The organism is Gilliamella sp. wkB308 (assembly GCF_001690185.1).
Lineage (GTDB): Bacteria > Pseudomonadota > Gammaproteobacteria > Enterobacterales > Orbaceae > Gilliamella > Gilliamella apicola_I.
This window is the reverse complement of record NZ_LZGN01000038.1, coordinates 183,100-198,619: the sequence shown is the minus strand read 5'-3', so window position 1 is coordinate 198,619 and position 15,520 is coordinate 183,100. Positions and strand designations below refer to the sequence as shown.

Below are 15,520 nucleotides of genomic sequence, written 5' to 3'. Positions count from 1 at the left end.
TATTCTCCTTGTATAATAAAAACTAAATATCACATAGTAGGTCTCGTATCTCAAAGAAATCGCCAGATGTGATGTGAAAGTTATCAATGTTATTTAAAACATAAATCAATTCTTGCGCTCGCTGTTGGGCAGATACTATATAGCCTTCGATTTTAGATAAACGTTCAGTTAACTTTTTTAGTTCTAAAAACTGGTCTATATCTCGATTATCTAAAGCCAACACACGAGAAACAGTTGAATCAAAAAGACACAATCCGATGACTGCAAAAAATAAATGTGGATTTTCGAGTGCATATATTTTTATCATCATATTTAATGCCGCTTTAGATACAGCATATACAGACATTCCTTCTCTCGGGCGAACGCCTGCAATCGAACTTGATATTATAATTTGTTCTAACGATATCTTTTCATTATTTAGAAAAAAATCCAATAATACTTTGTAAGAAAATAGATTTACGGACATAACGTAGTTAAAATCATCAACACTCAGTTTATCTAGCCTGCTTATTTTATGGATTAAACCCGCATTTAAATATAAACGATCAATCTTCATAATTTGCTTTAAAGCAGAAAACGCTTCTAAATGTTCAATTATATTATTTGATTGTGACAAATCGACGCTATGATAGTGAAAATGCGCATATTCTTGTAGTTCATCGCAATGGGTACGAGAAATACCATATACACTGTCACCTTGTTTTAAATGATAAAGAGCAAGTTCTCGACCAATTCCCTTGCTTACACCTGAGATAAAAATATTTTTTTTCATCGTTTTAACTTCTAATTAAATTTACCCGAGCTGAAACCACCATCAACAGGTAATATAATACCTGTCGTGTATGATGATTGTTGGCTTAACAACCACAAAATACTATTAGCAACTTCTTCTGCGGTACCAAACTTTTTCATAGCAGTAATTGATAATTTTCTTTGTGTTTTCTCAGGGTTTTTTGCTAAATTTTCTTCACTATTCATACCACCCAATATAGGTCCAGGCGCTACAGCGTTAATACGGATTGAGTGAGCATCATCACGATCAATAGCACATTCTATAGCAGCAACTTGAGTTAACATATTTATCGCAGCTTTACTTACCGAATATGCAGCTTGCATTTTTAACGCTTGTAACCCTGCACAGGATGAGACATTTACGATCGCACCATTTTTGTTCTGAGAAATTAATTGAATTTCCCGCTTTAAACAATGTGCAGTTCCTGTTAAATTAATATCAATAATTTTTTTCCACTGGATAATATCAAGCTCTGATATATTGCTATAAGGAGCTGTCACCCCCGCATTATTGACAGCAAAGTGCAAGGTATTATATTTACTTTTAATCTGGTCAAAAGTGTCATTAACCTCTTCAATATTTGCTATATTACATGTAAAAAAATCACATTTACGTCTTAACTCTTTCAATTCGGGCTTATCAATGTTTCGTCCCAACACGATCACATTTGCTTTTAATTCAACGAGCCTCTGTACTAAATAAAGTCCCATTCCATTTGTGCCGCCACTCACAACAATATTTTTATTTTCAAAATCGATATATTTCATTTTAATTACTCATATTTAACTTGAGGATCTCTCAAATAATCGGGGTTAACACAACAATAAACTTGGTCTAGTTTTGGATTGCTTTTATCTTGAAAACAAAAGCCATCAAATCTACAAGCATTCACTTTACTCTTTTCATAAAATTTGGGTAACAGCCTAGGATCGGCAAACAGTGCTCTCGACATACCTATATAGTCAATTTTATATTTTTGGAGTAATTCTTCAGCATCCGCTATTGAACTGACCAATCCCGTACAGCCGATAGGAATTTTGGTTGTAAAAGACTTGATTATACTTGCACCAGAGAAAATTCGGTCTTTAATTTCTTGATGATAACCATTAAAAAAGCGATTAAATGTTTCTCCAACACACATCGAACATTCTATTCCGTCAATATTTAATTGTTCTAAATCATGAATTACTTCTTGTAAATATTCCGGTTTTTGTCCTTCCCCATTATCAAAACAATCATCAATTCCTAGACGGACAAAAATACTTAAATCATTATTTGTCTTAAGTTGAATCGCCTTAATTATTTGCATTAGTATAAGGGATCGCTTTTGAGGATTTCCACCATAGTCATCAACCCTTTTATTGGTATATGGTGATAAAAAACTACTTATCAAATACCCATTAGCGGCCTGAATTTGAATGGCTTTTCCGCCTGCCTGCTGAACTAGCCATGCAGAATGAGCAAATTCTTCGATTACAGTTTCAATATCATTTAATGACATTTCTATTACTCTATCCTCTGGGAATTTTTTTTTCATTTTTTGACAAAATTGCCCGCTGGGTGATAAAAGAGGAGAACCAGTATATTTTGAAGAACCTTGAGCGCCATAATGTTGAAGCTGAACCACGACCAATGTATTTTTTTCTTGTGCATATTCAAATATAGGCTTTAAAGCTTGCGCATGTTTTAAGTCATACAAAGCCAATCCTCTTTCATGTAAACGAGAGGATGGTGATACGGTTGAATTACCGATTTTGAGCATTCCCACACCGCCATCGATAATCTTTTTATAAAAATTGATTAATTCGCCAGAACATTCGCCTGAAGGGGTTGCTAAATCTAGCCCTATTGATGATAAAAATAGTCTATTTTTAATTGAAATCCCGCTTGCCAGTTTTAGAGACGACAGAAGGTATAAATCATTCATGTGTGTTTTTATCTCACTTCATCAAATATCCAATGCTGCAAACATAGGGCGGTGGAAAAAAGAAGTATTTATCATATTATTTAATATCAGTAATTGAGATTTAGATAAATCTTTAAATATTAGATGATGCAAATTATTATTAGCTTCTTTTACTTCAGACTGTTTTATTGAAAACTCGTACTTATCTTGTAGAATAACACTAGAAATATTTGTAATATCGTTTTCATAATCTTCAATTATAACGCCCTTCAAGGTTAGAGATACTATTTTTTTAATTAACTCATTGCCGTTATCGCTCAATACTTTTAACGAAATATTTTTATCAAAAGGATAAAAATCATGCGTTTTAGAATAATTTTCATTTCTTAAACGAGAGAAAATACTCATGGGAATAATTCCGCCAATCAAACAGAACGTTCCTGTGAGTTTACCCCTTTGATAAAACCAAGCTTTCTTTTCAATGGTTTTGGGCTTATATCTACGAACATAATCTTTATGTGAAAATAGTAATTCAACTGGATAAGACGAGACTGTATAACTTAAGAAATCGACATGGAGACTCGATATCGAGATAGAAATATCTTTGAATACATGTCCGGATAATGAATAAACATAATCATATACTGCCTGCCTCGCAGCCTCGATTAACATCATTCCAGGAACGTGTTCATGATTCTTTTTATAAAAATATTGATTTTTTGTATCATTGAATAAGAGATAAGAATAAACTGTAGCCGTACTTTGTAGTGCAGAAATTGTTTTCTTATCATTATCACTAATTGAAAGAATATCTGGTAATAACCTGCTTCTAATTATCTCTTCTAAATGTAAAGGCATAAAAGAGCCAATCAACTCTAGCGTTTCATCATCACCTTTTTCATAAAATTCAGATAACTGTATATCAGAAAAGAGTGTACAAGCGACATCTTTTGCTATTTCTAATGGTAGGGTTCTGAGTATATACACATACTGATCTTTATATTTACACTGTTTATAAACAGATCTAAATAAGTGCTCCTGCTCAGGATTATGTAGTATTAAATCATTAAAATCATTCTCTGCAATTTTATTAATTAATACAATATTCGGTTCATAAATAAGTACATCTTCTGTTTCTGATTTATGAACTAAATTAGTATCAACAAGCTTTTTCTTGTACATCTCCATTCCCTTTTAAGAATTAATATTTTCAAATAATTTATAAACAATATATGGATGTATAATAGAAACAGGAACCATATATAATCTTCCCCAAAAATTATGAAACTTAACAGAAGTAATGAGGTATAATTTTTTTTTATGATCATTAGTTTCAATAATACGAAGACATACACATACATCGAGATGAAAATCCCTTATAATTAATGTAAACGTATCTCTTTTTTTCTCAATAATTGTGAAAAAATGAACTGTACTACCTATATCGGGTTCTTTTTCTACCAGATTATCAAATCCATTAATAGGTTTGATTCCGATAATTTTTCCTAAAAAATCTCTAATTTTAAACAGTCCTACCAACCATTTTGGTTGATAGGATGTCATCATTTTATAGACCTCGTATGCAGTAATATTTTTACAAACATCCAGACACTGATAGCTTAAATAATCAACCTTTTCATCTATTAATGTTATGTTATTCAACAAACTATTGAGTAGTTTAATAGTAGCCTTTTGCTTTTTTTTCATAAGCTAACTCAATTAATTTTTTATATTGTTTTTCCTTAGGAATATATTCTGAAAAAATATACTTTTGGTAATCTTTAAAAATATCATCCAATTGAGCCTGTTCTTTAATAAAAGCTGAACCGTAAATAAAAAAAGGATAGGTATATATACCACCAACATACTCAATTGTTGTTTGAAAATTTCTTAATAATTCATTAATAGACACTCCTACAACACCGCCTGGGGTATGCATCTGTTCAGTTCCACCGATAGAAACAATGATACTGAACTGCTTTCCAATGAGTTTCGTTCCCAATTGCTCTCCCTTTCTGCCATACGCAAAGCCAGGAAGAAAAACTTCATCAATCCATTTTTTTAATATTGCAGGGTAAGAATACCAATACAACGGGAATTGAAAGATTACTCGTTCAGAATTTGATAAATGAAATTGTTCATTTGCTATGTTAAAGTAATTATCTATACAACATTCTGATATATTGCGAATAATCAGATTTTCTGATGTGAATGGAGTTAATTTTTTTATTAAAGTTCTATTAACAATAGATTCATCTAAATTTGGGTGAGCAAGCAAAAGTAATGTTTTTTTCATTAATTATATTCCATAAATTTAGCCAACCATAATATTTCAGTTAACTATTTATAACTAATTTGATTAATCAAATTTTATTATCATTATAATGTAAATTGATCATATTTACTACAACTATTGTTGTGAATATTAAACTTTTTAAAAATTTATAATTATAAGTATTAATATTTTTAAACAACATTATTATAAATATTAATTTTTTTAAAAAAAATTATTTAGTTAAACAAGTTGAAGAGAGAATGATTTAATATATTGAGAAAAATAGAAAAAAATTTTATTTAACATTATTAAAGACAAAGTTATTTGCACTTGTAAAAATCAATTTCAAGTGATCAGACTTAAATGTGCTCATTTTCCAATTTAACCATGTCGATGTTCAACATTTGATAATGAATTTTTAGATTTTGATATGATTGAATTCATGGCTTTTGTGGAGTATCTGTTGCACATACTAGAAATCGATGACCATCAGGATAATTACCTACAAAAGCATAATCAAAATAAATCAATTGAGGGGCAAATTCAACTTTAACATCTAATTTTTTCATGCTGAATAAATTTCATCGACCTCATTTTTAGTGACATTGCCGCAATGATTGCCTTATAGAACAATTACGTTGGCAAAATAAGAACTGAATTTATCTTACTCTCACCCAATATTTCGTCGTAAACTTGCAATGCCAAACGTTTGCTTTACTAATATTATTTTGTTTGCTAAACAACTAAAAACTATTTGTTGTTTTAAAACCACCCCCACCTGATGAGGAACTCGATCTAAATCCACTACTTCTTGAAGAAGAACTCCTTGACGAAGAACGGCTAGAAGATGAACCACTTACTGACCAACCTGATGAATGCGTTTCTTGTCTTACTACTCTATAGGCTAACAGTGTTTGAATGATGCTTTCAGGAAAAACACGACTATTAAATAATGTATTCAATAAATCATCAAGTTTTGATGATGATATGTTAAATTCATAAAGAGAACTTGGGATATTATTTTCTTTGAATATATAAAGTGCTTGTTCAAAGCGATGATAAGTATTCTCTAATTCTCTAATCGTTTTTAGTAAAGTGATAAGATGGGTTTCCGTATCCTTAATTTGTTGGTTTAGTTCTAAAATCCTTTCTAACAATGCATCATCTTCTTTCGATTGAGTCTGCAAAGTCAAATCCGCTAACTTATTAAATGTTTGTTCTTGGAACAATTTAGCAAGTTGATTTGAAATCGTTCTAAACTGAAAACTTTCGCCTTTTCGAACTTCTTCTAACGTATTTTCAGTCTCCAGCTTTTGTTTTTTATAATCAGCTAAATATTGCTCAGTTTGAGCTAATTCGGTTTTTGTCTCGGGTAATTTTAAGCTTTTTTCAACTTCATATTCTTTTTGTTCTTTCTGTTTCGAAATTTGTTCGTATACGTTTTTTTTATTTTCAAAACGCAATTTAGACTCTTTTATTAACGCCTCAAGTATTATCTGATTTTTGTAGTTTTCAGAAAAATTTACAAATCTGGCTACCCAAGCATCTAACTTACGAAATATCCCAAAAGCTTTATAATTACTTTCACCAAATCGGCGATTAACCAAATAGTTGTAATAACGATTCTTATGATATTGTGCTAATTTGGTTATAAATTCTTGTTTTGACGCATTATAATTTTTTGTTTCGGAGGTTAACGCTAGTTTAGCTTCGTTATAATGATTAAAAATTAAAACATAATCAGCATCACTTTCAAGTTGCATAATCTTCTTTGTTGTTAGCTCATCTAATCGCAATAGCACCTCTGCCATTTTTTGATTATAGTCTTCAATGACATGATCTAATTGACCCGATTTATCTTCTAAATTACGGCATAACTCTTGTAATTGTCGGATGAACTTTTGAATCTGAAAATCATCATTTTTAGGCGATTCTAATAAATAAATCGTTGCTATCTTCTGATATTTTTCGACCTGTTCATTTTTCATATCCACAATTTTTTGACGAGAATCTTGCAACTCTTTTTTCGCTTTTGTTAATGAAACATTTACACCCGAAAGTTTATCCTCAATATTTCTTTCAATTTTTTTAGGTTGCATTTTTTACCACTCCAAAATCCGTCCTGACTTAACCGAATTTGGGCAAATGAACGTTAAACGTCCTTTCGGTTTATTGCATAATTGGTTATTATCAATATGCCCATCATCAATTTTATCCGCTCTGACACTATTATAGGCTTTTTCAGTTACTTGCTGACCAAACATATCCACAAATTCTGTTTCGCCCGTTTCGATACTTTTTACCCATAACGAAGTGGTATCTCCATTCGGCAATGTTGGAGTAACAATAATGTACCAAGATTTTCCATTCGTATTTTCGTGTGTCCGCTCAACACCCGATTTATAATACGGGTTATCAACAATCGTTAACGTCAAATTAGTTTGAGCCAGCTTAAGATAATAAGCTATCATTTTTTGATAGTTTTCTACATTATCAAAACTAAGATTTTTTAAATCTGCTTGTAAAACATCTTGTAATGCAACCACAGGCCCCATATCCGAATTAGGCACATTAAGTGCTAAAAAATGATTATTATCAGCTTGGATTTTATTTGCTATCGCCTTTGCCCTATCGATAGAATTGTAGAGCATTTCAATTTGACTAAAATCGATAACCTGTTGTCCTTGATTCAGATTGTCAATAACTGAATCAACCGCATGTTGTAATACAGGATACTGCTTACTTTCCTCAATAAATTGGTCACTTTTAATTAATTCTGCTAATCGTTTATCATCTTCAAGTAATCTATTTAACGTTTGCATTTGTAAACGTATTTCAGATAATTTATCACTTACGGTAAGACTGGTCTGCTTGAATTTATTATATGTTTCTTGTTCACTTTCGGTAATAAAAGAACCTGCAACCGTTGGTTTAACCAACGTTGGAATCAAATCTTGATTAAGCAGACTTGCAATAGAAGCTTTTAATTTTTTGGCGGGAATCTGTGCATAATGAATAGGATAATTATCAATTTTGGTAAACTGATTTTTTAACTCAGTTAAGGTGTTTTTAGACGTTAAAATTTGACTATAATAGTTATCGATGTTGGCTTTGATATCTTTTGTCACACTTAATTTACTGTAAACTGCTATGACAGAAAAAAACAAAAAAACACTGACAACTATTGATATCACCTTTCTTTTAATATAACAGCGAACCAACAAATGCTGAAACCAAGAACGCTTAGGGGCATTAAAACGTAACCGATGATCAAACCATCGATTAATGCCTTCTTCAATGATTTGATTATCGACAATTTGCCCTTTAGCTTGATAATAGGATTTAATACTTTCTTCTAAATTACTCCGTAATTTATCGCGATCCAAATGCTCAAGTAATAGTTGCTGTTTTTGGTAAAGCTCATCAATTATTGCCATTGCACCTAATTGATCACTCAGTTTAATATCCTGCATCAACCCTCAACCTTCAAAATGATATTATTAAAGCGTTGTTTTCCTTCTTCAACAATTCGATCAATTTCTTTGGCGTTATCAATCGACTCATTTCTGAGTTCTGCAATTAATTGTTGGCTTGATTCTTGGTAATTAACAATTGATTCGACCAAAGCTCGCAATGAATCCGCTTTAATGGTTGAGCCATAACCTGCTTTTAAACCTTCCTCTAGTTGTTTATTACCAGAAGTCGCAATGCTTTCAATACCTTTACTCATACCTTCTTTCATTGCCTCTAAGGTTTTCGTACTTTCACTTAATCCTGTTAATGAAGTAATTGAAGCACTCAAAGCAGTAAATACAATTTCATTGGTTGAAAAAAAGCTAACACTTTGTTGATAAACACGTTCTTTCACAGAAGTAGTTTGCTGTAATCGGGCAAAGACTGCTTCGGCAGAATTATAAGAAACAGTTAAATTATTAGCGAGATCTAACACAATTTGATAACGACTATCTTCTTGTTGAACATTACGTAATGCTTCATCTCGTAACAATTCTAAGCGAGAACGTGCGACAGGGTCTTCAGCATTAAAATTATCAACTTCAGCAATAGCTTCTGTTAATTTTTGTTTGCAGTCATCAAGGCGAGCAGTAGCAATTTGCAATACTTCTTGCGCTACGATTTGAGCTTGTTTTAAACCAAAACGGAAATCTTGATAAGCATTTAAAATAACATGTTCACGTTGAACCTGATTACCAGTTTCTTTCGAAACCTCTAAATAGGTTTTCTTAATCAAGTTAAATCGATCTGGAATAGAACCACGTTGAAAGGTCATCCAACCCATTTTGATTTTTTCGATAAAATCCAATTTACCGTCATCCAGCCAACCCAACATTTTTTCCATATCCGTACGAATACTGTCAAAATGGCTGACAATTTTGGTATAGCGATCTGAAACGTGTACACCGTCTATTTGCTCCCGAACCACTTCATTAAATGCACTTTGCTGTTGAAGTGTTCGCGCAATGGCAATAATACGATTTTTATCAATTTCAGCAATATTGTCTAATAGTTTTAAAATCGGCGCATCGGCTTGAGGCTTAATCATAATTCCGATTTTATTTAACAATTGTACAGCTCTATCTACATATGAAACAACCTGACTAGACATCCTTTTTATTCCTTTAACCATTTTATCTTTAATATTAATCGCTTAAGCGAGCTGGTTAAATTATATCTTAATAAAAAACTAATCACAATTTGTGATTGTTTTTTTAAATAAGGGAAGGTTAATAAATAAATTTTATAATAAAAACGCCACCACCGTTTTGGCATAATATCCCTAATATATTTCAAAAACATGAACTAAGATTTAATCTTTGTTTAGACATATTGCCATTTTTGATAATGGGAGTAATTGACTATCGCTGACAATAAAATTGTAGTTAGTTTTTTTATAATAAAAGACTAAGAAAATGGATTAAATTTATTAGATAAAAAAATAAACTATTTAAATGAATATCAAAAGTAAACAATTTAACTAATCATGATTGCTTATTTTTTGATTGCCAATTTTATTGCTATATGGTAAAAAAAGCTTAGTTACTTCTTTTTTAGTTTTATTTCTTTAAGTAAAAAAACAAACAAATTACAATTTTACACTTTCCCATTTTTAGTAATATAAACTGTTTTCATATTTAGCATTAACAATAATCTGTTGCTAGTCAAAAAAATCGTTTCCAATTATTAGTTATATAAGTAGGTATATGTTCAAAAAATTAAGCCCTCTTTGTTTTTTAACATAATTGCCAGATTCACGTAATGAGTTCTCAGCTGTCATTTTCAACTATTTGCTCTGTCGATTCAGAGTTCTGTTTAATTGTTAATATAAATGAGAGATTACCATGAATAAAATATATAAGTTGGTATGGAATGCACAGCGTCAAGCTTTTATCGTAACTTCAGAAAAAGCACAATCTAAGAGTAAATTATTTTTCACCAATTTACTGTCAATAACAACATTAACGTTAGCCTCGATTTCCATAAGCTATGCACAATGTATTGATAATCTTTCAGACAGTAATACGAATTGCCAGCAGCAAAGTGATCAACAACCATACGACAATCATCAAGTTAGCCAGCAAACTCCAAAATATTTTCAATATCCTTACTCAATAACTAATTTAAACAATTCGGTAGAAATCACACTGCCAAATCATATTGAATCGAATGACGATGGTTATGATTACTCAAGTAGTTCTGATGTCGATAATTTAACTGTGAATCAGCCAGCGGGTGAAATCATTGGCGGTAAATATGGCATTAACATCAATCATAATGGTAAAGGCTCTACAAATCTTACCATTTCTGGCAGTGTTATTGGAAAGACAAATGCGGGGATACAAGTCACACATGCAATTGATGCCCAAGATTTAAATATTACAGAATTAGTTGGTGCTAATATTCATGGACAAGAATTTGGTATCCAGGCAATAAATAACGGGCGTGGGGTAACAACAATTACCACCTCAGAATCCGTGATCGCTGATAAGGGGATTGCTATTAATGTGGAAAATAACGTTGATACTAAAGGTTTAAATATCACGCAATCGGCTGGCGTCATTCATGGTATATTAGCGATTAGAGCTATGCATAATGGTAAAGGTTCATTGAACATCTCAACGTCGGGAGAAGTCATTTCTGACTCAGGAGATGGAGTCTTCGGAATCAACAATTCAAACGCAAGTGATATTACTATTGGTCAATATGGCGGTTCAATCAAAGGTGCTCTAAATGGGATTTTTGCTAATAATGCAGGCAACGGTTCAACTACAATCACAACGGCTGGAAACATAACAGCACAAACACAATATGGCATATTCGCTCATAATGATTACAATACTCATGACTTAACAGTTACCCAGTCTAATGGACATATCACTAGTCAATCCCACGGTATGAAATTGGAAAACTATGGTAATGGTTCAACAGTCGTAACCACGTCGGGGGATATTATTAGTCAGGAAGGAGATGGGATAATAATCGATAATTTAAGCAATACCAAAAAACTTACATTTAACCAATTAAAAGGCAGTATAACTGGTTATCATCAAGGTATTAATTTAATCCACACTGGTAATGATGCTATGTCAATTACCGCCAATGGGGATATTATTGGTCAACAATCAAATGGTATAGCCGCTTTTGGCGCTGCAAATACTCAAGAATTAACTATCAATCAATTGAAAGGCAATATTATTGGTTACACTGTTGGTATTTTTGCTCAAAATCGCGGCACAAATTCAACACTGATAACCACTTCTGGTAACGTAACAGGACAAAATTTAAGCGGAATATCTGTTCAGAATGATACTAATACGCATGATATCACCATAAACCAAGCATCCGGTACAATCCATGGGAATTTAAATGGGATTGAAACTTTCAATATGGGTAATGGCACAACGCTAATTACAACTGCAGGTGAAATAACCTCAAGCTCATCAAGTGGTATCTATTCGATGAATTATAACAATGCGAAAGATATTAATGTGATTCAATCAATTGGAAGCATTTCTGGAAAAAACTATGGTGTTTATCTTGATAATAACGGTAATGGTTCAAGCTCTATCACTGTAGCTGGCAACGTTACTGGCGATAGTAAAGATGGTTTATTTGTTAATAATCATACTAATACTAAAAATCTAACCGCTAAACAATCTTCGGGTATGATTCAAGGAAAAGAGAATGGTATCAATTATAACAATTCTGGTAATGGCTCAACCTATATAACAACTTCAGGCAGTGTAAGTGGTGAAGAAAATGATGGTATATATGCAATTAACGATATTCATACACATGATTTGAATGTTATGCAAACGAAAGGTAGCATTAATGGATATCTAAATGGAATCAATATACAAAATAAAGGCAGTGGCTCAACATCAATAATTTCATCGGGTGATGTGGTTGGTAGCCAAAAAAATGGTATTCATGCATTAAATGATCAATCAAGTACTAACTTTGTTGTTTCGCAAACATCGGGATTGATTAAAGGGTTACTTTATGGTGTGTACATTGAAAATAATGGAACAGGATCAACATCAATTAATACATCTGGAGATATTGTTGGCGGTCAAGAAGACGGCCTTTATGCAGTAGGAAATGATAATACACAAGAAATAAAAATTGGTCAATTAAACGGCAATATCACAGGATCAAATCATGGCATTAATATTTTAAATAATGGTCAAAATTCCAGTACCATTACCACATTAGGTAAGGTTAATGGATTAGAAGGTCATGGTATTAATGCTATCAATAATTCTCATGCTAAAGATCTGACCGTGATTCAATCATCTGGCGAAATTAATGGTAAATTAAATGGCATAAAAATGCTCAACAATGGAACACGTTCAACCCTAGTCAGTATAGCCAGTAACGTTACCGGTAACTCGCTTGATGGAGTAGAAGTTATAGGACAGTCTTCAACCAATAATTTGATATTTGGACAGATAAAAAACAGTGAAATTAAGGGATATATTAACGGCGTTAATTTATTAAATAATGGACAAGGTTCAACAGGATTAAAAGTGGCAGGGAAAATAAATAGCCAAACCCGAGATGCAGTCCTTGTGGTTAATGATACCAGCACGAACAACCTTTCGTTTAAACAAGAGAAAGAAGGCAATATAGAAGGCGCTTTAAATGGTGTTTACCTCACCAATCAGGGACGTGGATTTACGCATATTGTTAATGAAGGTTCAATTCTTTCTAATGGTGGTAATGGTATTTTCGTGGTAAATAAAAATTTGACACAAAGCCTCAAAATTGAATCGTCTGGTAATATTAAAAGTTTTGATAATGGTATTAATGCCCTAAATGAAGGAAAAGGCTTTACCTCATTATCATCTTCATCAAATATTACAGCTAACATGGGTTCAGGAATTCATTTAATCAATGGCGAAACAGCAACCGATATGACAATTACTCAATTAAATGGCGTAATCTCAGGTTTTGATAGTGGTATTAAAGCGATAAATAATGGTTCAGGCTTCACGCAAATTGATATATCGGGCAAAGTGATTAGCCAAGATGATGTATCGGGTAATGGTATTTATACCTCAGGTAAAGAAAACGCGAAAACCTATATTAATCTTAATCAAGGTGCTGATGTTTCATCAGCCAATAATATTGCAATAAGAAATGAATTGACCGATTCTATCGTCTCATTAAATAATGGTTCCAAAGTAAGTGGAGAAATCAGATTAGGTTCGGGCAATGATACCTTGATCATGAATCAAGGTGCTGATATTTCTGCACTCACTATCATTGATGGTAGCGAGAAAAAAAATCAAATCAGGCGTGCATCTGAACTTGATACGCTCATACTTAATTTACATCTTACTGGTTCTTCAACCTCTGATGGTGCCATTAATAATGTTGCTATTTATAATTGGGAAGATATCACACTTAAAAATACAGGTAGATTAACATTAACAGGTGATCTTAACACCAATAAGCTAACGCTTGAATCTGGTGCAGTAGTTGATCTTCAACCTTCTCTTCATCAAGTTAAGGTCAATGGTAACGTCTACAATGGTGGAACGATTACTTTAAGTAACGCTTTTGCCGGCGATAACATGACAATAAGTGGTGATTACATAGGTAATAATGGTAAATTAATAATAGACACGGTTGTTCAAGACAGTGATAGTCCAACAGATAAATTAATTGTAAACGGTAACACATCGGGCAATACATTTATCAGCATCAATAATATTAATGGATTAGGTGCGGATACAGGTAATACGAATGGCATTGAAGTCGTTCATGTTGATGGTACGAGCACGAATGATGCATTTAGCATTGAAAATCAACATATCGATGTGGGTGCTTACGAATATATCCTATATAAAGGCGATATTAATAAACAAAATAATAATTGGTATTTACGATCATTTCTGATTAAAGATCCAGAGCAACCAACCAATCCGGACAACCCAACCAACCCCGAAAATCCGACTAATCCGGATGACCCGAACAACCCAGATAACCCTACAGAACCGACCGATCCGAGTATCGATCCTGATCCGCAAGATCCTAATGTCACACCTGGAACAATAACATACCGAAAAGAAGTCCCAATGTTTGCAGCCATTCCCGCCCTATTACGTCAAGCTGATAATATTATGCAAGGCAATATGCATCAACGTATCGGTAACACGCCATTTTTAGATTCACCGATGACTTGGGGCCGATTCATTAATAAACGAATCAATTTACAACAGAGCGGTATAGCTAACGCACATAGCAAAGGGAATTATACAGGCTTACAGTTAGGTAGTGATATTTTGCAGAATGAAGAATGGCGTATGGGGGCTTATTTTGGTTATTTGCGTGGAGATTTAAGTGTTGATGGCTTTGCGAGTGGCAAAAATGGTCGAGTGGGAAGTAACAAAATCGATTCATACTTTTTAGGTGCATATGGTACCTATATGCAAGACAATGGCACATATGTGGATATTGTTTTACAAGGTGCGCATCATAATACCGATGTAAAACCGAATGGAAATAAAAACAGCAAACAAAAAGGATACGGGTTTAGTGCATCGATCGAAACAGGCAAACCATTCAATTTATCGGATAGTGGCTGGAAATTAGAACCACAAGCTCAGATCATTCACCAATGGTTAAATTTGGATGATAGTCATGTAAAAGGAAACACCAAAATTAAACAAAGTCACATCAATAAATGGTTATTCCGTGTTGGTGGTCGATTTGAAGGCCTATTCCAAACCGAAACCGGTATTTTACGTCCCTATGCAAGGGCGAATTTATTCTATTCACCTAATGGCGCCGATCGTATTAACTTTGCTAGCCAGAGTGCATCGACAAAATTCAGTAATGGCGCAAAATACCTCAGCTCAGAAATTGCCCTTGGTGGCAGTTATGAATTAAACAATCAAATGAGTATTTACACTGAAGTGGGGCATACATGGACTAATGGTGGAAAAGCAAGAGTTAAAGCACCGTTCAGTAGTTCAATAGGTATTAAAGCCAATTGGTAAAATTACTTAGCATTCTAAATCAA

General features: G+C 32.8%; 11 protein-coding genes. 1 reads left to right on the top strand and 10 read right to left on the bottom strand.

The window, feature by feature from the left end; all coding sequences use genetic code 11:
* Nucleotides 1-22 precede the first annotated feature (22 nt).
* The 10 genes from A9G10_RS08830 to A9G10_RS08790 all read right to left on the bottom strand — a co-directional run bounded on the left by A9G10_RS08830 (nucleotide 23) and on the right by A9G10_RS08790 (nucleotide 9,598).
* A complete protein-coding gene (locus tag A9G10_RS08830; protein ID WP_065559178.1) occupies nucleotides 23-772 on the bottom strand; it encodes an SDR family NAD(P)-dependent oxidoreductase in 750 nt (249 codons plus the stop codon).
* Between the two features lie 11 nt (nucleotides 773-783).
* Nucleotides 784-1,560, bottom strand: coding sequence for an SDR family NAD(P)-dependent oxidoreductase (locus A9G10_RS08825; RefSeq protein ID WP_081299167.1), 777 nt, complete (start codon nucleotides 1,558-1,560; stop codon nucleotides 784-786).
* Between the two features lie 5 nt (nucleotides 1,561-1,565).
* Entirely contained in the window at nucleotides 1,566-2,720 is a 1,155-nt protein-coding gene (locus tag A9G10_RS08820; protein ID WP_065559177.1) for an oxidoreductase, read from the bottom strand.
* A gap of 21 nt (nucleotides 2,721-2,741) precedes the next feature.
* Complete coding sequence (locus tag A9G10_RS08815) at nucleotides 2,742-3,881, bottom strand: AfsA-related hotdog domain-containing protein (protein WP_065559176.1); 1,140 nt, start codon at nucleotides 3,879-3,881, stop codon at nucleotides 2,742-2,744.
* A 12-nt stretch (nucleotides 3,882-3,893) separates the two neighbouring features.
* Nucleotides 3,894-4,406: a DUF2867 domain-containing protein gene (locus A9G10_RS08810; RefSeq protein ID WP_065559175.1), complete on the bottom strand. Its 513-nt coding sequence runs from the start codon at nucleotides 4,404-4,406 to the stop codon at nucleotides 3,894-3,896.
* The gene (locus tag A9G10_RS08805) at nucleotides 4,378-4,995 is read right to left on the bottom strand and encodes an NAD(P)H-dependent oxidoreductase (RefSeq protein WP_065559174.1); all 618 of its coding nucleotides are present in this window, start codon (nucleotides 4,993-4,995) and stop codon (nucleotides 4,378-4,380) included. The genes A9G10_RS08810 and A9G10_RS08805 overlap by 29 nt, the downstream gene beginning before the upstream one ends.
* Nucleotides 4,996-5,414: 419 nt before the next feature.
* On the bottom strand, nucleotides 5,415-5,543 hold the full coding sequence (locus A9G10_RS12950) for a hypothetical protein (protein WP_257006731.1): 129 nt from the start codon (nucleotides 5,541-5,543) through the stop codon (nucleotides 5,415-5,417).
* Nucleotides 5,544-5,717: 174 nt separating this feature from the next.
* A complete protein-coding gene (locus A9G10_RS08800; RefSeq protein ID WP_065559173.1) occupies nucleotides 5,718-7,073 on the bottom strand; it encodes a hypothetical protein in 1,356 nt (451 codons plus the stop codon).
* Nucleotides 7,074-7,076: 3 nt separating this feature from the next.
* Nucleotides 7,077-8,447 carry a DUF6384 family protein gene (locus tag A9G10_RS08795; protein ID WP_065559172.1) on the bottom strand — a complete coding sequence of 457 codons (1,371 nt, stop codon included), beginning with the start codon at nucleotides 8,445-8,447 and terminating at the stop codon, nucleotides 7,077-7,079.
* On the bottom strand, nucleotides 8,447-9,598 hold the full coding sequence (locus A9G10_RS08790) for a merozoite surface protein 3b (RefSeq protein WP_065559171.1): 1,152 nt from the start codon (nucleotides 9,596-9,598) through the stop codon (nucleotides 8,447-8,449). Before A9G10_RS08790 ends, A9G10_RS08795 begins: the two co-directional genes overlap by 1 nt.
* A gap of 733 nt (nucleotides 9,599-10,331) precedes the next feature.
* On the opposite strand from A9G10_RS08790, the gene A9G10_RS08785 reads away from it, so the two are divergent.
* The gene (locus A9G10_RS08785) at nucleotides 10,332-15,497 is read left to right on the top strand and encodes an autotransporter outer membrane beta-barrel domain-containing protein (protein ID WP_065559170.1); all 5,166 of its coding nucleotides are present in this window, start codon (nucleotides 10,332-10,334) and stop codon (nucleotides 15,495-15,497) included.
* Nucleotides 15,498-15,520: the final 23 nt, after the last annotated feature.